Here is an 18,399-nt window from a genome sequence, read left to right as displayed (position 1 = left end):
ACATAGCACTAGGGTCGTTGTATGAGTACGGCTGAAGGCGAGACCACGACCGAGATGGTCGACTGGCAGCTGGCGACCGGTGTTGCGCGGAAGCTGCTGCGCCCCGGCCCGGCGGTCAGCCGCGCGGAGGCGGACCAGGTGGTCGCGGAGCTGCGTCAGTTCGCGGCCGAGTCCGAGGGCCACGTCCGAGAGTTCACCGGGCTGCAGGCCACCTCGGCCACCGCGCCCGTAGTGATCGTGGACCGGCCCGGCTGGGTGCAGGCGAACGCGGACGGCTTCCGGACCGTGCTGCAGCCGCTGGCCGACAAGCTGCGTGAGAAGGCGGACCGGACAGCCGGTCTGTCGTCCGCGGTCGGCTCACGGGTGACGGGCATCGAGGCCGGGGCGCTGCTGGCTTTCCTGTCGTCCCGGGTGCTCGGACAGTTCGACCCGTTCTACCCGGCTGAGCCCGACCCGGATCGGCCTCACCTGACCGGCCGGCTGCTTCTCGTGGCTCCCAACGTCATGCACGTGGAGTCCGAGCTCGACGTCGTACCGCGTGACTTCCGGCTGTGGGTGTGTCTGCACGAGGAGACGCACCGGGTGCAGTTCACCGCCGTTCCGTGGCTGCGGGACCACCTGCGGTCCGAGATCGCGCTGTTCCTCGACCAGGCCGAGCTGGACGCGTCGGCGTACGCCGCGATGTTCCGGGAGGCTGTGCAGCGACTGGGACGGTCGGTGCGTGGTGAGGCTGAGCTGAGCCTGGTGGACCTGATGCAGTCGCCGGAGCAGCGTGCGGTGCTGGATCGGCTGACCGCGGTCATGTCGTTGCTGGAGGGCCATGCGGACTTCGTGATGGACGGGGTCGGGCCGTCGGTCATTCCGACCGTCGAGCACATCCGGTCCAAGTTCACGTCGCGCCGGCAGAGCGGCAACCCGGTGGACCAGCTGCTGAAGCGGCTCCTCGGGCTGGACGCGAAGCTGCGTCAGTACAAGGACGGTGCGGCGTTCGTACGTCGCGTGGTCGATCAGGTCGGGATGGAGGGCTTCAACCGGGTCTGGACCGGCCCCAACACGCTGCCGACCAAGACCGAGATCGCGAACCCCGATGCCTGGGTCACCCGACTCCACGGCTGAGTCGGCCATGGAAGAGCTGGTCGAGCGCAGACGGGGGAAGCTGCACCCGGCGATAGCTCGCGCCCGGGAGGCGGTCCGGGCGACGCTCGCCGAGCTGCCTCACGGGACCACTGTGCTGGTCGCCTGCTCCGGCGGCACGGATTCACTCGCGCTTGCGGCCGTGACCGCCTTCGAGGCGCCCAAGCTCGGTCTGCGGGCCGGAGCGGTTGTCGTCGATCACGGTCTGCAGCCGGACTCCGCGCACATCGCGGCGACCGCAGCTGAGCAGTGCAGGACGCTAGGGCTCGAGCCTGTGCTGGTGCGTGCGGTGGAGGTCGGCAGCGACGGCGGTCCGGAGGCTGCGGCCCGGGCTGCGCGGTACGACGCTCTGCGGGACGCGGCGGACGAGCTGGCAGCGGACGTCGTACTGCTGGCGCACACCCGCGATGATCAGGCGGAGACTGTCCTGCTCGGGCTGGGGCGTGGGTCAGGGGCGCGGTCGCTCGCTGGGATGGCTCCGGCGGTCGGACTGCTCCGGCGGCCGTTTCTAGAGGTACCGCGGGCCACTACGGCGGCGGCGTGTATCGCGTCGGGGCTTCGGCCGTGGCATGACCCGCACAACGACGACCCGCAGTACACGCGGGTGCGGGTGCGGCACGAGGTGCTGCCGGTGCTGGAGGAGGCGCTCGGGCCTGGTGTGGTCGAGGCGCTGGCTCGTACGGCGGGACTGCTGCGGGCGGACGCCGATGCGCTCGACCTGCTGGCTGCGGACGTTGCCGAGACCGCACTGAGTCGCGCCGAGAGTGAGGTGCGCGCAGAAGTCGGCGTACTGACTGACGAGCCCGCTGCGATCCGCACGCGGGTACTGCGGCAGGCCGCGCTGGAAGCCGGCTGCCGGGCCACGGACCTGACCGCGGGACACATCGCGTCGGTCGAGGCGCTGGTGACCGACTGGCGCGGACAGCGCTGGATCGACCTGCCACAGGGCGTTCGCGCGATCCGCAAGGGCGGATTCATCATCCTCGGCCCGGATGTGACAGGCTGATGGCCGTGGATGCGGCGGACATCGAGAAGGACCTGACCAAGATCCATTACACCGAGGACCAGATCCTCGCGAAGCTGCGGGAGCTGGCAGCGCGGATCGAGGCCGACTACGAGGGCAAGGACCTGCTGCTCGTCGGCGTCCTGCGCGGTGCGGTGATGGTGATGGCCGACCTGGCCAGGTCGTTCAGCCGGCACGTGGAGATGGACTGGATGGCCATCTCGTCGTACGGCTCGGGGACCAAGTCGTCGGGTGTGGTGCGGATCCAGAAGGACCTGGACACCGACATCACCAACCGGCACGTGCTGATCGTCGAGGACATCATCGACACCGGGCTCACGCTGAGCTGGCTGGTCAGCAACCTCGAGTCACGTAAGCCGGCCTCGCTGGAGCTGTGCACCGCCTTCGTGAAGCCGGATGCCGCCAAGATGCGGGTCCCGGTGAAATACGTCGGCCTGGAGCTGCCGGACGAGTTCGTCGTCGGCTACGGTCTGGACTACGCCGAGAAGTACCGGAACCTGCGCTGCGTGGCCACGCTGGCCCCGCACGTCTACTCCTGACCCGCTCCGACAAGGCAGACTTGGTGACGGCCTGTACAACGGGTCGTACTGTCCTTTGGTGACCCTCGTGCTGTGTTGTCTTGTGCGACACGAGACACTTGGACTGGTATTACCGTCACAAGCCCGCCATACCCGGGCCTGCCGAGCTAGGAGGGACGGGGCTTAGGCCTCGATCATGGACGTGAAGCGCATCTTCCGCGGACCCCTGTTCTGGATCGTCGTCGCCTTCCTGGGCGTACTGGTGATCGGGCAGCTCCTGACCGGCTCGACCGGGTACAAGACCGAGGCCACCGGCCAGGTCGTGCAGCTGATCCAGCAGGCCAAGTCGTCGAGCGACAAGACGATCAAGTCGGTGACGCTGATCGATCCGGACCAGGAGATCCGGGTCGAGAAGACCGACGGCACCAAGCTCCGGGCGCATTGGGTCGACGGCCAGGCCGAGAGCCTCGGCACCGACCTGCAGTCCCTGTTCCAGGACGGCAAGATCGAGCGGTACGACGTCGAGAACCCGAAGCCGAGCTTCATCGGCCAGGTGTTCTCCACGCTGATCCCGTTCCTGCTGATCGCGGTCGTGTTCATCTTCTTGATGAACTCGATGCAGGGCGGCGGCTCCCGGGTGATGAGCTTCGCCAAGTCGAAGGCCAAGCTGATCACCAAGGACACCCCGAAGACGACGTTCGCCGATGTGGCCGGTGTCGACGAGGCGGTCGAGGAGCTCGGTGAGATCAAGGAGTTCCTGCAGGAGCCCGGCAAGTTCCAGGCGGTCGGCGCGAAGATCCCGAAGGGCGTCCTGCTCTACGGCCCGCCCGGTACCGGTAAGACCCTGCTGGCCCGTGCGGTCGCCGGTGAGGCCGGTGTTCCGTTCTACTCGATCTCGGGTTCGGACTTCGTCGAGATGTTCGTCGGCGTCGGCGCCTCCCGTGTCCGCGACCTGTTCGAGCAGGCCAAGACGAACGCCCCGGCGATCGTGTTCATCGACGAGATCGACGCCGTCGGCCGGCACCGTGGCGCGGGCCTCGGCGGTGGCCACGACGAGCGCGAGCAGACGCTGAACCAGCTGCTGGTCGAGATGGACGGCTTCGACGTCCGCGGCGGTGTGATCCTGATCGCGGCCACCAACCGGCCCGACGTGCTCGACCCGGCGCTGCTGCGCCCGGGGCGGTTCGACCGGCAGATCGCCGTCGACGCGCCGGACCTGCCCGGTCGTACGCAGATCCTCAAGGTCCACTCCCGCGGCAAGCCGATGGCGCCCGACGTCGACCTGGTCGCCGTCGCCCGCCGGACGCCGGGTATGACCGGTGCCGACCTGGCCAACGTGCTGAACGAGGCGGCCCTGCTGACCGCCCGGTCGAACGCGCAGATCATCGACAACCGCGCGCTGGACGAGGCGATCGACCGCGTCATCGCCGGTCCGCAGCGCCGGACCCGGCTGATGTCGGACAAGGAGAAGGTGCTCACGGCGTACCACGAGGGCGGGCACGCCCTGGTCGCCGCGGCGCTGCCGCACTCCGACCCGGTGCAGAAGGTGACGATCCTGCCGCGTGGCCGCGCGCTCGGCTACACGATGGTGATGCCGGACGAGGACAAGTACTCCACCACCCGGTCGGAGATGCTCGACAAGCTGGCCTACATGCTCGGTGGCCGCGCCGCGGAGGAGATGGTCTTCCACGACCCGACCACCGGGGCGAGCAACGACATCGAGAAGGCGTCGGCGCTGGCCCGGGCGATGGTCACGCAGTACGGCATGACCGAGCGGCTCGGCGCGATCAAGTTCGGCCAGGACGGCAGCGAGCCGTTCCTGGGCCGCGACTTCGGCAGCCAGCGGAACTACTCCGAGGAGATCGCGGCCGCGGTCGACGAAGAGGTCGGCAAGCTGATCCTGAACGCGCACCAGGAGGCCTTCGACATCCTGGTCGAGAACCGCTCGGTGCTGGACCACCTGGTCGAGGAGCTGCTCGAGAAGGAGACGCTGGACAAGCACCAGATCGCCCGGATCTTCGAGCCGGTGATCATGCGGGAGCGGCGGCCGGCCTGGACCGGCTCGTCCACCCGGGTGCCGTCGGACCAGCCGCCGGTGATGCCGACCGGAGGCAACGGCCGCGCCGAGCAGAACGGTTCGCTGCACGACGTGCTGCCGGGCGGCTCCGTCGGTCCGGACGAGGCCATCCGGCCGACGGACTACGGCAGCGGGCCGACTCCGCCGAACAAGCAGTGACAACTGCGACGTCGCCACCCACTGGGTGGCGGCGTCGCTGTTTGCGGCGTGGAAATTTACAGTGGCCGGATGACGTCACCGAATTTCGACCACGAGCGGGCGGCGAACGCCGTACGGGAGTTGCTGTTCGCGATCGGGGAGGACCCGGACCGCGAGGGGCTGCGGGACACGCCGGACCGGGTCGCGCGCTCGTACGCCGAGATCACCGCCGGGCTCGGTCAGAGCGCCGGGGACGTCCTGACGACCACGTTCGCGCTCGAGCACGACGAGATGATCCTGGTGAAGGACATCGAGGTCTGGAGCATCTGTGAACACCACCTGGTCCCGTTCACCGGCGTCGCGCACGTCGGGTACATCCCGAGCCGGGACGGGCGCATCACCGGGCTGTCGAAGCTGGCGAGACTGGTCGACGTGTACGCGAAACGACCGCAGATCCAGGAACGGCTGACCACTCAGGTCGCCGAATCGCTGGTCGAGATCCTCGAGCCGCGCGGCGTGATCGTGGTGATCGAGTGCGAGCACCTGTGCATGACGATGCGCGGTGTCCGGAAACCGGGCGCCAAGACGATCACGTCCGCGGTCCGCGGTCAGCTGCGCAATCCGGTCACCCGCGCGGAGGCGATGAGCCTGATTGTGGGCTGAGCCGTAGCCCGCGGCCTGCTGCCCTCGTTGACGTTTGAGAGTCCGTGGCTATGGACATTCTGTCGCTGAGCGTTTACTTTCCGTAGTGGCACTCGGCCAACGGGGACCAGAGTGCCGGTGTGAGGAGGACAGGATGTCGGGGCGTTTCCGGGTCGGCGCCGCACTTGCCGGGGTCGTCGTCCTGACGGCCGGCGGGCTGGCGGCAGCGAACTGGGCAACCGCGGACACGCGGACCAAGACCACCCAGAAGACCGCCCAGAAGACCGCTCAGAAGGGCTCGCAGAAGCAGACCGAGGACCCGCTGGTGGCGGAGACCCTGGAGTCGCAGCTCGGGTCCGACTCAGGTGTGGTGGGCAGCTACTACGACGACTCCGGCAAGCTGATCGTCGCCGTGTCGGATGCCGCAACGGCCGAGTTGGTCCGCCAGATCGGTGCGATCCCTCGCCTGGTCCGGTTCACCGCCCGCCAGCTGAACGCCGTGCAGAGCGAGCTGAACAAGGTGGCGATGGCGTCCAGCGCCGGCAAGGTGCGGTCGTGGTACATCGATCCCGTCACGGGCACCGTGGTCGTCTCGGTGCCGAAGGGCGCGCACGATTCGATCACCAACCGGTTCCTGTCCCGCGCCGTGGCGAACGGCGAGCGGGTGACGATCCGCCAGGTGACGGGGACGATTCGCCTGACCGCTGACGACTTCAGCCTGCGCGGCGGCGTACAGGTCGACAAGAACACCGGGTACGTCTGCTCGCTCGGCTTCAACGCCCGGACCCGCAAGGGCAACCGGATCTTCCTGACCGCCGGGCACTGTACGGCGGGCAAGCCGTCGTTCTCCCGGAACGGCTACGTCCTCGGCAACACGTACACCTCGAGCTTTCCCGGCAACGACTTCGGTTCTGTCGGCGTGATCGAGGGCTGGGACCAGCAGGGGTACGTCGAGGGCTGGGGCGCCGGCAACATCGCGGTCAAGGGGCTCGCGGACGCCACCGTCGGATCGACGCTCTGCAAGTCCGGGAAGAGCACCGGCTGGACCTGCGGGCGGATCGTCGCGCGCAATGTCACTGTCAACTACGGCAACAACCGCATCGTCCGCGGCCTGTTCCAGCACACCGCGTGCGTGGAGGCCGGCGACTCCGGCGGCGCCAACATGACCGGCAACTACGCCCAGGGGATCACCAGCGGCGCGGCCCTGATCAACGGCCAATGCCTGGAGAAGTCCGGCCAGACCAACGAGTCCTACTCGCAGCCCATCGCCGAGGTTCTGCAGTCCACCGAGTCCAGGCTGATCCTCGCCAACTGAGCCCAGGCGAGAGTCTGGGGGTGCGGGCCACTACGGTGGTCTGGTGAAGGATGTCGAGCGGGTTCACGTGGACGGGCTGCCGGTGGTCGACCGGTGTCTGGTCATGGGCGTTGTGAACGTGACGCCGGACTCGTTCTCGGACGGCGGTGAGTGGTTCGAGCCGGCCGCGGCGATCAAGCACGGGCGGGAGTTGCTGGCCGAAGGCGCCGACCTTCTGGACGTCGGCGGCGAGTCGACGCGGCCCGGCGCAGTACGGCCGACACCCGAGGAAGAGATCCGCCGTGTTCTCCCGGTGATCGAGACCCTCGCGGCCGAAGGCGCGATCATCTCCGTCGACACGATGCGGGCCGGTGTCGCGGAGCTGATGCTCGACGCCGGGGCCACGATGATCAACGACGTGTCCGGCGGGCAGGCCGATCCGGACATGCTCCCGCTGGTGGCCGAGCGGAAGACGCCGTACCTGTGCATGCATTGGCGCGGCCACTCGATCGACATGCAGAACCGGGCCGAGTACGCCGACGTCGTTGCCGAGGTCATCGCCGAGCTGGGCGAGCGGCTCGACGTACTGCGGCAGGCGGGTATCGACCTGAACCGGGTGGCGCTCGACCCCGGGCTCGGTTTCGCGAAGAACGCGCAGCACAACTGGGAGATCCTGCGCCGGTTGCGGGAATTCGCCGTACTGGAAAGACCGTTGCTGATCGGTGCGTCCCGGAAGACGTTCCTCGGTAGGCTGCTCGCCGACGAGCAGACCGGCGAACCCAGACCGGCCGTACGACGAGACGACGCGAGCGTGGCCGTGACCGCCCTGGCCGCCGCAGCGGGTGCCTGGTGTGTCAGGGCGCACGCGGTGGCACCGAACGCGGACGCGGTCAGAGTGGCGAAGAGATGGGGAACCGTATGACGGACGGACCGCGGCAGGGCACCGGTGGCGATGGTGCGCGCGGTGCCACCGTCGAGGACGTCGTACTGAATGCGAACACCGCGTTCTATAACGCGTTCGAGGCCGGTGACCTGGACCTGATGGCGGCCGTCTGGCTGCCGGAGCCGGATCCGGTCTGCATCCACCCCGGCAACGCGGCGATCTCCGGGTACGCCGAGATGATGCGGGCCTGGGCGATGATCTTCGCGAACACGCCGTACATCCAGTTCTTCCTCACCGATGTGCAGGTCCGGGTAGATGAAGACGTGGCATACGTCACGTGTACGGAGAATGTCCTGTCCTCGGGTGAAGGTGCCCCCGAGGACGGCTTCGCGGGCGGCAAAGCGCTCGCCACGAACGTTTTCCGTCGAACTTCTAGCGGCTGGCGGTTGTGGATCCACCATGCCTCACCGGTACTGTCGTCGTCTGGGGGCCGACAGGAGGAGGCGGAATGAGCGGTCCCGTACCCCCTTCTGACGTGATCGAGATCCGGGGCATCCGCGGTTTCGGGCGCCACGGGGTGTTCGAGCACGAGCGGGCCGACGGACAGGAGTTCGTCGTGGACGTCCGGCTGGAGCTGGACACCCGGACCGCCGCGGCCTCCGACGACCTGGCCGACACCGTGAACTACGGGGTGGTGGCCGAGCAGGTGCACACTGCGATCGAGACCGACCCGGTGGACCTGATCGAGACCCTCGCCCAGCGCATCGCCGATCTCTGCCTCGCCGACAAGCGGGTGACAGCGACGGCGGTCACCATCCACAAACCCTCGGCGCCGATCTCGGTGCCGTTCGACGACGTTGTCCTGACCGTGCAGCGCAGAGCCGGAGAATCCTCGTGACTGAGACCCCTAGTCCCCACGTCATCGACGCGGACACCCTGAGCGGTGGTCTGAAGCCGATCCGTCAGCTGATCCTGTCGCTCGGCAGCAATCTCGGCGACCGTGAGGCGAACCTGCAGGGCGCGGTCGATGCGCTGCGGGACACCCCGGACGTCGTGGTGGTCGAGGTCTCGCCGGTGTACGAGACCCAACCGGTCGGCGGTCCGGAGGAGTCCGGCCCGTACCTGAACATCGTCCTGCTCGCCGACACGACGCTGAACGTCGACCTGCTGCTCGAGCGGGCCCAGGCGATCGAGCAGGCGTTCGGCCGGGAGCGCAGCGTGCCGGGCGCGCCGCGGACCCTCGACGTCGACCTGATCACCTACGGGCAGAAGACGATCGAGACCGAGGAGCTGACGATCCCGCACCCGCGGGCGCACGAGCGTGCGTTCGTGCTGGCGCCCTGGCTCGACATCGAGCGGGACGCCGTCCTGCCGGGCCACGGCCCGGTCTCTGAGCTGCTGGCCAAGGTCGGGACCGACGGCGTGACCAAGCTCGACATCGAGTTGCAGTAGCGGTGTCCGGCGGTACCGAGCCGGGGCAGGCACCCCGGGACAAGAAGGAGCCGCCGCGTCCGGGCTCGGTGCGGCCGACGTCACGCCGGCTGCTGGTCGCGATCGCCGTACTCGGGGTCGCGATCGGCGTCACGATGGTGAAGGCGATCGAGTCCGGCGGCGGGGTCGCGCCGGCGGTGTCGTGGCTGACGTTGATCGCCTGGGCGTTCCTGGCCGCGTTGCTGTTCGCCGCCGCCCGCAACACCAACCAGCGGATCCAGGTACGCCGGGAGCGGATGGAGCCCTCCCGTGCGGTCTTCCTGTTGATGATCGGGAAGGCGAGCGCTTTCGTCGGCGCGTTATGTACCGGTGTTTACGCAGGGTTCGCGTTAAGCTTCCTGCAGGCGATGGGCTCTTCCGGCCCTCGTAACCGTGTGATCATGGCCGCTGCGGCGGCGGTGATCTCTGTGCTGGTCGTCACGGCCGGATTGTTGCTCGAACGCGCGTGTCGCATTCCCGAGGACCCCGACGAGACCCCCTAACATGTCGGTCCATGGGGTCAAGGGGTAGCCGCCGTCGAACCAGGACCACCGTTCTCACCGTTGCCAACGCGTCTCTGATCGTTGTCTGCGTGGGTGTGAGTGTCGCGCTGTTCTCACAGAATGCCTGGATTCTCCGGGCTGCCGCGGTCGGTGCGGCTCTGGTCGCGATCGCCGGCTCCATCCTGTTCCGCCACCAGTTGCTGGTTGAGCGACTGGCCCATTCGGACGAGCGTGCGCAGGTCGCGCAGGAGTACTCGCGGATCACCAGCGCCCGGGTGGTCGAGAACGCGGAGTTCGTCGACCTGATGGAGCGCCGGCTGGACAAGATCGACCAGCGCCTCGACAAGATCGACGAAGAGGTCGCCACGGTCGTTGCCGCCGGCGACAAGCACTCGCAGGCCGACGCGCCGACCGTCGTAGACCTGAAGCTCCGAGGTCTGGCCGCCTCCTGAGCCGGGCCCCATACTGCGGTAATGGGGCTGGATGCGAATTACCCGGCTGTGACGATGAACGATCCGAACGGCCATGTCACGGTCTACAACGAGGATCATCTGCCGATCGGGCAGCTGGGTCCGACGCCGTACGAGTCGCCGTCGGTGAACGTGACCTGCCGGCGCAAGGCGTGGGACGACCTGTACTGGTACCGCCTGCTGAACCCCGAGGGCTTCCCGTTCCCGGCCACGGAGGCGTACGTATCCGCCGACGAGACCCACGAACTGAACCCCGGCCAACCGTACGCAATCCCCGACTGCGCCTCAGGCTGCCCGATCAAGATCGGTCAGGCCGCGGCCGTCGGCGCGCTGGCGATCGGCGGACTGGCCGCAGCCGCCGCCTGGCGCCGCCGCCGAGCCCTAGGCACCGCCTGATCCCGCACCACCCCCACCCTGGACGTCTCAGGGGCCAACCCCGGAGGTGATCGGTTCGGCCGTCAGAATCTCGGGGGTCAACCGATCAACTGAGGGGTTGGCCCCTGAGACGTGCAGGGTGGGGGAGGTGGGGATCGCGTAGGTTCGAGGTGTGGATCTTGCCAAGTTGCTGAAGGTTGCTGAGGCTGCGGTTGCGCGTGGGCGGGTGGTGACGCAGACGCGGGCGGTGGGGGAGTTGACGGCCAAGGGGGATCGGGACATGGCCTCCGAGGTGGACTTTGCCGTGGAGCGGGAGGTGCGGGCGTTTCTCGAGCGGGAGACGCCGGAGATCGGGGTGCTGGGCGAGGAAGAGGGCGGTGCGACCGACGGGACGCGCTGGGTGCTCGACCCGGTCGACGGGACGGTCAACTTCATCCACGGCGTACCGCTCTGGGCGATCTCGCTCGGCCTGATCCACGAAGGCCGCGCCGTCGCCGGCGTGATCGACCACCCGGCGCTGAACACGACGTACGTCGCCGCCGAAGGTCTCGGTGCGACCTGCAACGGGAACGCGATCCGGGGCAGTGAGTGCACCGACCTGACCGACGCATTGGTTGCCGTGGGCGACTATGCGGTCGGGCCGGACGCCGAAGCGGTCAACGCCGACCGACTCGCCCTGACCCAGCGCCTGTACCCGCGCGTGCAGCGCTTGAGGATGATCGGTACGGCGGCGACCGCGCTCACCTGGACGGCGAACGGGTACTTCGACGCGCTGATCATGTTCTCCAACAAGCCGTGGGACACGATGGCCGGCGTGGCGATCTGCCGCGAGGCCGGCGTGACCGTTCTCGATCTCGACGGCACCGGCCACGCGCCCGAGTCCCGCGGCGTCTTCGCGGTGGCCGACGGCATCCGCGAACCGCTCCAGGAACTGCTCGGCCAGGGGCTGTAGATGTCGACTCTCGGAATCATCGGCAGCGGGAACCTCGGGTCGGTGGTCGCGTGGCTCGCGGTCGACGCGGGCCTCGACGTGGTGATGGCGAACTCCCGCGGCCCGGAGAGCCTTGCCGACAAGGTCCGCGACCTCGGGGTCCGCGCCGGGACCGTCGACGAGGCCGTGCGCGCCGGGGACTGGGTCCTCGTCACCATCCCGCTCGGGCGGTACGCCGAACTGCCGGTCGAACCGTTCGCGGGCAAGGTCGTGCTGGACACGATGAACTACTATCCGCATCGCGACGGCCGGATCGATCGGCTCGACCGCGAGGTGGTGACGACGGCGCAACTGCTGCAGGAACACTTGCCCGAGGCCCACACCGTGAAGGCGTTCAACAACATCAGCGCGCGCAATATCGTCACGCTCGCGCGACCGGACGACGCGACGGATCGCAGCGCGTTGCCGATCGCCGGCGACGACGCGGACGCGAAGGCCGCAGCCACGACGCTGATCCAGACGCTGGGCTTCGACGTGGTCGACGTCGGTCCGCTGAGCGAGAGTTGGCGGTTCGAGCCGGAGACGGCGGCGTACGTGACGCCGTACCTGTCGAAGGCGAGTACGGCGAAACAGCGCGCCGCCGGGCACGCCGATCCGGGCAAACCGCTGCCCGTGGCCAACCTCGTGCAGCTGATCGCGGCCGCACACCGTCCGCCGGTGGCCGGCCGCGAGTTCTGACCGCGCTACTTGTCGATGTCGCCGACGACGAAGAACATGCTGCCGAGGATCGCGATCATGTCGGGGATCATCGTGCCGGGCAGCAGCGCCGGCAGCGCGGAGATGTTGTTGAAGCTGGCCGAGCGGAGCTTCAGCCGCCAGGGCGTCTTGTCGCCGCGTGAGACCAGGTAGTAGCCGTTGATGCCGAGTGGGCTCTCGGTCCAGGCGTACGTCTGGCCCTCGGGGACCTTGAGGATCTTCGGCAGCCGCACGTTCACCGGTCCGGCCGGCAGCGCGGACAGCTTTTCGAGGCAGGCGTCGACCAGGTCGAGTGAGACCTTCACCTGCTCGAGCAGGACGGAGAAGCGGGCATAGCAGTCCCCTTCGGGGCGGGTGACCACGCGGAGTACGTCCTGCAGGTCGCCGTACGCGAGGTAGGGCTCGTCGCGGCGGAGGTCGGCATCCACACCTGAAGCGCGGGCGATCGGGCCGGAGACGCCGTACTGCGCGATGAGCTCGGGGGCGAGCTTGCCGATGCCGATCGTGCGGGCGCGGAAGATCTCGTTGCCGAGGATGATCTCCTCGATATCGGGCAGGCGCTTGCGGACCGCTGCAGAGGCGGCGGACGCGCGACCGAGCCAGCCGTACGGGAGGTCCTCCTTGAGCCCGCCGACCCGGTTGAACATGTAGTGCATCCGGCCGCCGGACAGCTCCTCCATCACCGCCTGGATCGTCTCGCGCTCGCGGAACGCGTAGAACACCGGCGTGATCGCGCCCAGCTCGAGCGGGTACGAGCCGAGGAACATCAGGTGGTTCAGCACCCGGTTCAGCTCGGCCAGCAGGGTCCGCAGCCAGACGGCTCGATCAGGTACTTCGAGTCCCATCATCCGCTCGACTGCGAGGACGACGCCGAGCTCGTTCGCGAACGCCGACAGCCAGTCGTGCCGGTTCGCGAGCACGATGATCTGCCGGTAGTCGCGGACCTCGAAGAGCTTCTCGGCGCCGCGGTGCATGTAGCCGATGATCGGCTCGCAGCTGACGATCCGCTCGCCGTCGAGCGTGAGCCGCAGCCGCAGTACGCCGTGGGTCGCCGGGTGCTGCGGACCGATGTTGAGCACCATGTCGGTGGTCGGCAGGTCCGATCCGGCTCCACCGCGCTCATAAGCAGGGTCGAATCCGGCAGCTCCGGCCCCGACTCCGAGGACTCTTTCCGTGCTCATGCCCCCTATCGTGACAGGCTGGGTCCGTGGATGACCTCTTCGCACCCTCGGATGTCAGTTGGACGCCGGTCTCGCCCAAGCTGGCGACACTGCGCCGGCTGAACGCGTCGATCGTGGCGGGGCTGGCTGCGATCGCGGCGCTGCTCGCGCTCGGACTGACGCTGGGCTGGCTGTACGGCGTACTCGCGGTGGTTGTGATCGCGCTCGTACTCGCCTGGGCCTGGATCCTGATCGGGCGCAACCAGCGGTCCTGGAAGTACGCCGAGCGCGAGGACGAGCTGCTGGTCAGCCACGGGATCATGTTCCGCGAGCTGGTCGTCGTACCGTACGGCCGGATGCAGTTCGTCGACGTGACCGCCGGGCCGCTGGAGCGCGCGTACGGGATGGCCACTGTGGAGCTGCACACGGCCACCCCGGCGACCGACGCCAAGATCCCGGGGCTGCACCCGGATGAGGCCGGTCGGCTGCGTGACCGGCTGTCCGCCCTCGGTCAGGCGCAGGCGTGGGGCCTGTGACCGAACAAACCGCTGAGGTGGTGGGGCAGCGGCTCCACCCACTGACCCCCTTCGTCAAGGGCTGGGGGTACTTCGTCGTCGCGGCCGTCGCGCTGGTCAACAACGAGGGTCTGCGGCAGAACCTGACCTTCGCCGGCATCGGCCTGGCCGCGGTCCTCGTCGGAGGCATCCTGCTCGGCGCACTGTCCTGGTGGTTCACCAAGTGGCAGCTGACCGGCGACGCGATCCGCGTGGACAGCGGATTCCTGTTCCGGCGTACCAGGATCATCCGCTTCGACCGCATCCAGGCGATCGACGTCGCGCAGCCGTTCGTCGCGCGGCTGTTCGGCATGGCCGAGCTGCGGATGGATGTGGCCGGTGGCGGCAAGAGCGACGGCAAGCTGAGCTACTTCAGCTATGCCGAGGCGCAGGAGCTCCGTACGACGCTGCTGGTCCGCGCGAAGGGCCAGCAGGCCGCCGAGCAGCAGGAGAGCGAGCAACTGGCCGAGGCCGAGGCTCCGCCGCTGCTGACTGTCCCGACCACCCGCCTGCTCGGTGCGACCCTGCTGTCGTCCACCGTCGTCGGTAGTGCCGGCGCACTGATCTGGTTGATCGTCGCCACCATGGTGCTGAACTTCCACATCGGTCTGTTCGCCGGTCTGCCGCTCCTGCTCGGTGTGGTGCAGCCGATCTGGAAGCAGGTCGTCGGCAACCACGGATTCACCCTGTCCGACACCAGTCACGGTCTGCGGACCAAGCGCGGGCTGTTCGACGTACAGCGGCAGACGGTCCCGCCTGGCCGTGTGCAGGGCCTGCTGATCACGGAACCGGTGATCTGGCGGCTGATCGGCTGGTCACGCGTCGAGCTGGACATCGCGGGGGTGGCCGGTCAGAAGGAAGACGGTGACAACGGGAACGAGGGCGCGCAGCTGCTGCCGGTCGGTGAGCGTACCGAGGTGGCCTACGTGCTCTCCCGTGTGTTGCCGGGGTTCGATCTGGCTGCCATCCAGATGCATGTCGCACCGGAGCGGGCCAAGTGGCTCCGCCCGATCGGCTGGCGCTACCTGACGTACGGCGTGGACGACCAGGTCATGGTGACCACGCGAGGCTGGGTGAGCCGCCGTACGTCGATTGTGCTGCACCACAAGACGCAGTCCGTGCGGATGGAGCAGGGACCGCTGCAGCGGCGCCTGGGTCTGGCCAACGTGCATGTGGACACCCCGCTCGGGCCGACGGACGCGATTGCGTTGCACCGCGACCAGGCGGAGGCTGCGGCGCTGGTGCAGGCTCAGGCGGACAGGGCGCGTGAGGCACGGCGTACGGTGTCGGCGCCTCTCGCGGTCCAGACCCAGCCGAACCCGCCCAGGCCGGACGGGTCCAGCAGCTCGGCGGCTTCACCGGCTGAGGACAGCTCGGACAGGTAGCGCATCGGGTCTGTTTGCGCCAGGTCGAGCGGTGGTCTGGTTGCGCTGACGCCTAGGGCTTTCAGTGCGTCGCGCTGGCTCACGATGGTGCCGCCGAGGGAGTCGAGGGCTACATGGGCGGTGATGTCGCAGGTGCCGTCGGGTGTCGGGTCGCACTCGCGGCCGTCGCGGAACCCGGTCAGCGTCCCGTAGGGCGGCCTGCCCGCCTTCAGGTGACCATAGTCGATCGCAATGGCAAGGCTCCTGGGCGCCAGGCGGTCGATCACGCCGGCCCAGGACTCATCGCGAGTGGTTCCGATCTCGGCCCGATCACCCGGCACACCGGGCCACCACCGGTCGAGCCAGGCCAGATCGTTGCCTTCGACAACGGGTCCCGGGGTGACGTCGGCGAGCAGGTAATGCGGAATGCCTTCGTCGTCCCACTCGACGACCTCGCACGGGATGTTGTCGAGCCACTCATTGGCGATCACCAACCCGGACAAGCGCTCGGGGAGTTCGTCGTCCAGCTCGATGTCCAGGACGGTGAGGCCTTCGGCGCGGAGTACCTTGCCCAGTTCGCCGGAGCCGGCGCCGATGTCCACGACCTCGTCCAGCTCGACCAACCGAGCGAGGTGTGCAATGGCCTGCCCGAAGAGCGCCGACGCGTGCACCGACGTACGGAAATGGGCGGCCGGCCGCTCCCGCCGGTAGAAGCCGTCGGGGCCGTAGAGAGCCCGCTGCCAAGCTGCTCGGAAGGTCATCCGAGCGGTACGGCGCCGAACTGGTGCCAGGTGCCGGACGTGTCCTCGCGCCACAGGCCCAGCTCGGTCAGCTGGACTGTCGGGGCTGGTGTCGCGGCCAGGGCAGCCTGCGCCTCGGCGACGACGGCCGGACCGCCCTGGGTGGACGAGGAGATAGTCAGATGCGGATGCACGTCCGGGAACTCACCGCCGTACGGCGGGCACTCCGGGAAGGCCGCGAACACGCTGTGGAGCAGTGAGCGGACGGTGTCGAACGGCTCCGGCTTCAGCCAGGCCGTGCCGTTCGGGAACTGACCCGCTGTAGGGAAGCTGAGCTCAAAGGGCTCCACAGACGAGACAGCGGACCGCAGTCGAGCAATGTCGGCGTCTGTGGGCTCTGCAACCCAGGGGACCAGCACGGTCACATGCGGTGGGATCAGCTCGGTCAACGGGACCTGCGGTCTGGCAGTCGACCGTGACACCGAACGCCAACGGTCCGTGCACGCCATCAGCTCGGGGACTGTGATCAGGATCGCGGTCAATTCGGTCCGTGCTGCCCACGCATCGCTCACCGCCACATGCTCTCATCACCTACCCTGGCAAGTAGATCGTCTGGTACCCCGCCGTGGGACTGGAACGAGAAGAGAGTGAGTGATGGAACGGATCGGCTTGATCGGAGCCGGCCGGGCCGGGACCGCCGTGGGAGCAGCCTTGGCGGCAGCCGGGCATCGGTTGGTCGGTGTGACGGCGCGTTCTGACGCGTCCCGGGACCGCGTTGCCCAGCTACTGCCCGGTGTGCCGGTGCTGACCGCCGACGAGGTCACCCAGCGCGCTGACGTCGTACTGGTCGCCGTACCGGATGACCTGATCCACGACGTGGCGCAGACGCTCCCGCTGACCAGCGCGCAGTACGTCGTACACCTGTCCGGAGCGCACGGGCTGAATCCGTTCAAGGGGCTGCAGGCGATACCGGTCGCGTTGCACCCCTCGATGACCTTCCCCGGCGGTCTGGTGCCGCTGGACGACGTCATGTTCACCGCGACCGCTCCCGACGCGGCCAGGCCGGTTGTCGAGGGACTGGTCAAGTCGCTGGGTGCGCAGGTGCAGTGGGTAGCCGACGAGCAGCGAGCGCGGTACCACGCCGGTCTCGCGCACGGTGCGAACCACCTGACCACATTGGTCTGCCAGGCGATCGGCGTACTGCGGGAGGCCGGCGTCGCGGATCCGGTGGCGACGCTGCAGCCGTTGCTGGCCGCAACCCTCGACAACACGCTGCGATCCGGTCATCATGCGCTCACCGGGCCGATCGCCCGCGGCGATGTCGACACGGTGGCAGCACATCTGACAGCACTACAGGTACTGCGGGACCGCACGGCGACGACGTACGCCGAGCTGGCCCGCGCGACGGTGGAGATGGTGGAGGCGGACGGGCGGCTGGACGCGGCGACGGCCCGCCGGTTCTTCGAGGTGCTGGACGGGCACCGGGCAGGGGTCCCAGGGCAGGATCGGACAGGGGAGACACCGCGATGAGACTCACCCAGACCAAGGCCGAGCTCCGAGCAGCGGCCGCGATCCGGCCCCGGGCGGTCGTGATGACGATGGGCGCCCTGCACGAGGGCCACGCGGCGTTGCTGGCCGAGGCTCGCGAGCGGGTCGGACCGGACGGCAGCGTGGTGCTGACGATCTTCGTGAACCCGTTGCAGTTCGGGCCCTCGGAGGACTTCGACCGGTACCCGCGGACCCTGGCCAGCGACCTCGCGATCGCGAAGAACGAGGGTGTCGACCTGGTCTTCAACCCGTCGCGCGACGAGCTGTACCCGAACGAGCCGTCGATCACCGTGCATCCGGGGCCGTTGGCCGACGAGCTGGAAGGCGTCTTCCGGCCCGGGCACTTCTCCGGCGTACTGACCGTGGTGTCGAAGCTGCTGCACCTGACCGCGCCTGATCTGGCGCTGTTCGGTGAGAAGGACTACCAGCAGCTGACGCTGATCCGCGAGATGGTGTGCGACCTGGACATGGACACCGACATCGTGCCGGTGCCGACCGTGCGGGAGCCGGACGGGCTCGCGATGTCCTCACGCAACCGCTACCTGAGCGAGACCGAGCGTGACGAGGCGCTGGTGCTGTATCGCGCGCTGAGCGCCGGCGCGAAGGCGGGGATGAACGGCCCGGATGCGGTGATGTCCGCAGCCCAGGCCGAGTTGGAAGCCGTTCCGTCGGTGAAGATCGACTATCTGGCCCTTCGCGCGCCCGATCTGGGTCCGGTCATCGGGCCTGGAGAGGCGCGGATGCTGATCGCCGCCCGGGTAGGCCTGACCCGTCTCATTGACAACATTTCCATCACCCTGCGATGAAATCCGTTGATA

At 68.4% G+C, this 18,399-nt stretch carries 21 protein-coding genes and 1 pseudogene; 19 read left to right on the top strand and 3 right to left on the bottom strand.

Going from position 1 to position 18,399, the window contains the following annotated elements:
* Nucleotides 1-21 precede the first annotated feature (21 nt).
* From EV645_RS10540 to EV645_RS10470, 15 genes are all read left to right on the top strand, one after another.
* Complete coding sequence (locus EV645_RS10540) at nt 22-1,116, top strand: zinc-dependent metalloprotease (RefSeq protein WP_130442129.1); 1,095 nt, start codon at nt 22-24, stop codon at nt 1,114-1,116.
* 7 nt (nt 1,117-1,123) lie between these two features.
* Nucleotides 1,124-2,140, top strand: coding sequence for a tRNA lysidine(34) synthetase TilS (gene tilS, locus EV645_RS10535; RefSeq protein ID WP_242000317.1), 1,017 nt, complete (start codon nt 1,124-1,126; stop codon nt 2,138-2,140).
* 5 nt (nt 2,141-2,145) lie between these two features.
* Nucleotides 2,146-2,697, top strand: a complete 552-nt coding sequence (gene hpt / locus EV645_RS10530; RefSeq protein ID WP_130443709.1) for a hypoxanthine phosphoribosyltransferase — start codon at nt 2,146-2,148, stop codon at nt 2,695-2,697.
* Between the two features lie 175 nt (nt 2,698-2,872).
* On the top strand, nt 2,873-4,912 hold the full coding sequence (ftsH, locus tag EV645_RS10525; RefSeq protein ID WP_130442125.1) for an ATP-dependent zinc metalloprotease FtsH: 2,040 nt from the start codon (nt 2,873-2,875) through the stop codon (nt 4,910-4,912).
* A 69-nt stretch (nt 4,913-4,981) separates the two neighbouring features.
* Nucleotides 4,982-5,554 (top strand): GTP cyclohydrolase I FolE, encoded by a 573-nt coding sequence (folE, locus tag EV645_RS10520; RefSeq protein ID WP_130442123.1) that lies wholly within the window; start codon nt 4,982-4,984, stop codon nt 5,552-5,554.
* Between the two features lie 133 nt (nt 5,555-5,687).
* Nucleotides 5,688-6,848 carry a S1 family peptidase gene (locus EV645_RS10515; protein WP_130442121.1) on the top strand — a complete coding sequence of 387 codons (1,161 nt, stop codon included), beginning with the start codon at nt 5,688-5,690 and terminating at the stop codon, nt 6,846-6,848.
* Between the two features lie 103 nt (nt 6,849-6,951).
* Entirely contained in the window at nt 6,952-7,749 is a 798-nt protein-coding gene (gene folP, locus EV645_RS10510; RefSeq protein ID WP_130443707.1) for a dihydropteroate synthase, read from the top strand.
* Nucleotides 7,746-8,222, top strand: coding sequence for a nuclear transport factor 2 family protein (locus EV645_RS10505; protein ID WP_233714907.1), 477 nt, complete (start codon nt 7,746-7,748; stop codon nt 8,220-8,222). Before folP ends, EV645_RS10505 begins: the two co-directional genes overlap by 4 nt.
* Complete coding sequence (gene folB, locus EV645_RS10500; RefSeq protein ID WP_130442119.1) at nt 8,219-8,608, top strand: dihydroneopterin aldolase; 390 nt, start codon at nt 8,219-8,221, stop codon at nt 8,606-8,608. Before EV645_RS10505 ends, folB begins: the two co-directional genes overlap by 4 nt.
* Nucleotides 8,605-9,162 (top strand): 2-amino-4-hydroxy-6-hydroxymethyldihydropteridine diphosphokinase, encoded by a 558-nt coding sequence (gene folK, locus EV645_RS10495; protein ID WP_130442117.1) that lies wholly within the window; start codon nt 8,605-8,607, stop codon nt 9,160-9,162. The genes folB and folK overlap by 4 nt, the downstream gene beginning before the upstream one ends.
* A gap of 2 nt (nt 9,163-9,164) precedes the next feature.
* Entirely contained in the window at nt 9,165-9,683 is a 519-nt protein-coding gene (locus tag EV645_RS10490; RefSeq protein ID WP_130442115.1) for a DUF3180 domain-containing protein, read from the top strand.
* Between the two features lie 89 nt (nt 9,684-9,772).
* The gene (locus tag EV645_RS10485; RefSeq protein ID WP_242000316.1) at nt 9,773-10,135 is read left to right on the top strand and encodes a hypothetical protein; all 363 of its coding nucleotides are present in this window, start codon (nt 9,773-9,775) and stop codon (nt 10,133-10,135) included.
* Nucleotides 10,136-10,156: 21 nt separating this feature from the next.
* Nucleotides 10,157-10,549, top strand: a complete 393-nt coding sequence (locus tag EV645_RS10480; RefSeq protein WP_130442112.1) for a hypothetical protein — start codon at nt 10,157-10,159, stop codon at nt 10,547-10,549.
* A 151-nt stretch (nt 10,550-10,700) separates the two neighbouring features.
* Entirely contained in the window at nt 10,701-11,480 is a 780-nt protein-coding gene (locus tag EV645_RS10475; protein ID WP_130442110.1) for an inositol monophosphatase family protein, read from the top strand.
* Entirely contained in the window at nt 11,481-12,197 is a 717-nt protein-coding gene (locus EV645_RS10470; RefSeq protein ID WP_130442108.1) for an NADPH-dependent F420 reductase, read from the top strand.
* A gap of 5 nt (nt 12,198-12,202) precedes the next feature.
* Here EV645_RS10470 and EV645_RS10465 read toward each other — a convergent pair whose 3' ends face one another.
* Complete coding sequence (locus EV645_RS10465; RefSeq protein ID WP_130442106.1) at nt 12,203-13,396, bottom strand: NADH-quinone oxidoreductase subunit D; 1,194 nt, start codon at nt 13,394-13,396, stop codon at nt 12,203-12,205.
* Nucleotides 13,397-13,422: 26 nt separating this feature from the next.
* Here EV645_RS10465 and EV645_RS10460 point away from each other — a divergent pair, with 26 nt between their 5' ends.
* Nucleotides 13,423-13,911: a PH domain-containing protein gene (locus EV645_RS10460; protein WP_130442104.1), complete on the top strand. Its 489-nt coding sequence runs from the start codon at nt 13,423-13,425 to the stop codon at nt 13,909-13,911.
* A complete protein-coding gene (locus EV645_RS10455) occupies nt 13,908-15,314 on the top strand; it encodes a PH domain-containing protein (RefSeq protein WP_242000315.1) in 1,407 nt (468 codons plus the stop codon). The genes EV645_RS10460 and EV645_RS10455 overlap by 4 nt, the downstream gene beginning before the upstream one ends.
* A 104-nt stretch (nt 15,315-15,418) precedes the next feature.
* Here the strand turns inward: EV645_RS10455 and EV645_RS10450 are convergent.
* Both EV645_RS10450 and EV645_RS10445 read right to left on the bottom strand, forming a co-directional pair.
* Nucleotides 15,419-16,054: pseudogene (locus tag EV645_RS10450) on the bottom strand (SAM-dependent methyltransferase); the annotation flags it as partial.
* Complete coding sequence (locus tag EV645_RS10445; protein WP_242000314.1) at nt 16,051-16,605, bottom strand: 2'-5' RNA ligase family protein; 555 nt, start codon at nt 16,603-16,605, stop codon at nt 16,051-16,053. The gene EV645_RS10445 and the pseudogene EV645_RS10450, both read right to left, overlap by 4 nt.
* Before the next feature lie 82 nt (nt 16,606-16,687).
* On the opposite strand from EV645_RS10445, the gene EV645_RS10440 reads away from it, so the two are divergent.
* Together EV645_RS10440 and panC are read left to right on the top strand one after the other, a co-directional pair.
* Nucleotides 16,688-17,563 carry a Rossmann-like and DUF2520 domain-containing protein gene (locus tag EV645_RS10440; protein WP_130442099.1) on the top strand — a complete coding sequence of 292 codons (876 nt, stop codon included), beginning with the start codon at nt 16,688-16,690 and terminating at the stop codon, nt 17,561-17,563.
* On the top strand, nt 17,560-18,387 hold the full coding sequence (gene panC / locus EV645_RS10435) for a pantoate--beta-alanine ligase (RefSeq protein ID WP_130442097.1): 828 nt from the start codon (nt 17,560-17,562) through the stop codon (nt 18,385-18,387). Before EV645_RS10440 ends, panC begins: the two co-directional genes overlap by 4 nt.
* Nucleotides 18,388-18,399 lie beyond the last annotated feature (12 nt).

Origin of the sequence: Kribbella rubisoli (assembly GCF_004217145.1) — a bacterium.
Lineage (GTDB): Bacteria > Actinomycetota > Actinomycetes > Propionibacteriales > Kribbellaceae > Kribbella > Kribbella rubisoli.
Note: the sequence above shows the minus strand (reverse complement) of the source record. Positions and strands in the feature narration are given on the sequence as shown.

What these genes read in the sequence shown, in the direction of transcription:
- folP (WP_130443707.1), top strand. Translation starts at nt 6,952, where the DNA reads ATGGGCGTTGTGAACGTGACGCCGGACTCGTTCTCGGACGGCGGTGAG.
- EV645_RS10470 (WP_130442108.1), top strand. Translation starts at nt 11,481, where the DNA reads ATGTCGACTCTCGGAATCATCGGCAGCGGGAACCTCGGGTCGGTGGTC.
- EV645_RS10505 (WP_233714907.1), top strand. Translation starts at nt 7,746, where the DNA reads ATGACGGACGGACCGCGGCAGGGCACCGGTGGCGATGGTGCGCGCGGT.
- panC (WP_130442097.1), top strand. Translation starts at nt 17,560, where the DNA reads ATGAGACTCACCCAGACCAAGGCCGAGCTCCGAGCAGCGGCCGCGATC.
- folE (WP_130442123.1), top strand. Translation starts at nt 4,982, where the DNA reads ATGACGTCACCGAATTTCGACCACGAGCGGGCGGCGAACGCCGTACGG.
- tilS (WP_242000317.1), top strand. Translation starts at nt 1,124, where the DNA reads ATGGAAGAGCTGGTCGAGCGCAGACGGGGGAAGCTGCACCCGGCGATA.
- folB (WP_130442119.1), top strand. Translation starts at nt 8,219, where the DNA reads ATGAGCGGTCCCGTACCCCCTTCTGACGTGATCGAGATCCGGGGCATC.
- EV645_RS10465 (WP_130442106.1), bottom strand. Translation starts at nt 13,396, where the DNA reads ATGAGCACGGAAAGAGTCCTCGGAGTCGGGGCCGGAGCTGCCGGATTC.
- EV645_RS10515 (WP_130442121.1), top strand. Translation starts at nt 5,688, where the DNA reads ATGTCGGGGCGTTTCCGGGTCGGCGCCGCACTTGCCGGGGTCGTCGTC.
- EV645_RS10480 (WP_130442112.1), top strand. Translation starts at nt 10,157, where the DNA reads ATGGGGCTGGATGCGAATTACCCGGCTGTGACGATGAACGATCCGAAC.
- EV645_RS10440 (WP_130442099.1), top strand. Translation starts at nt 16,688, where the DNA reads ATGGAACGGATCGGCTTGATCGGAGCCGGCCGGGCCGGGACCGCCGTG.
- ftsH (WP_130442125.1), top strand. Translation starts at nt 2,873, where the DNA reads ATGGACGTGAAGCGCATCTTCCGCGGACCCCTGTTCTGGATCGTCGTC.
- EV645_RS10540 (WP_130442129.1), top strand. Translation starts at nt 22, where the DNA reads ATGAGTACGGCTGAAGGCGAGACCACGACCGAGATGGTCGACTGGCAG.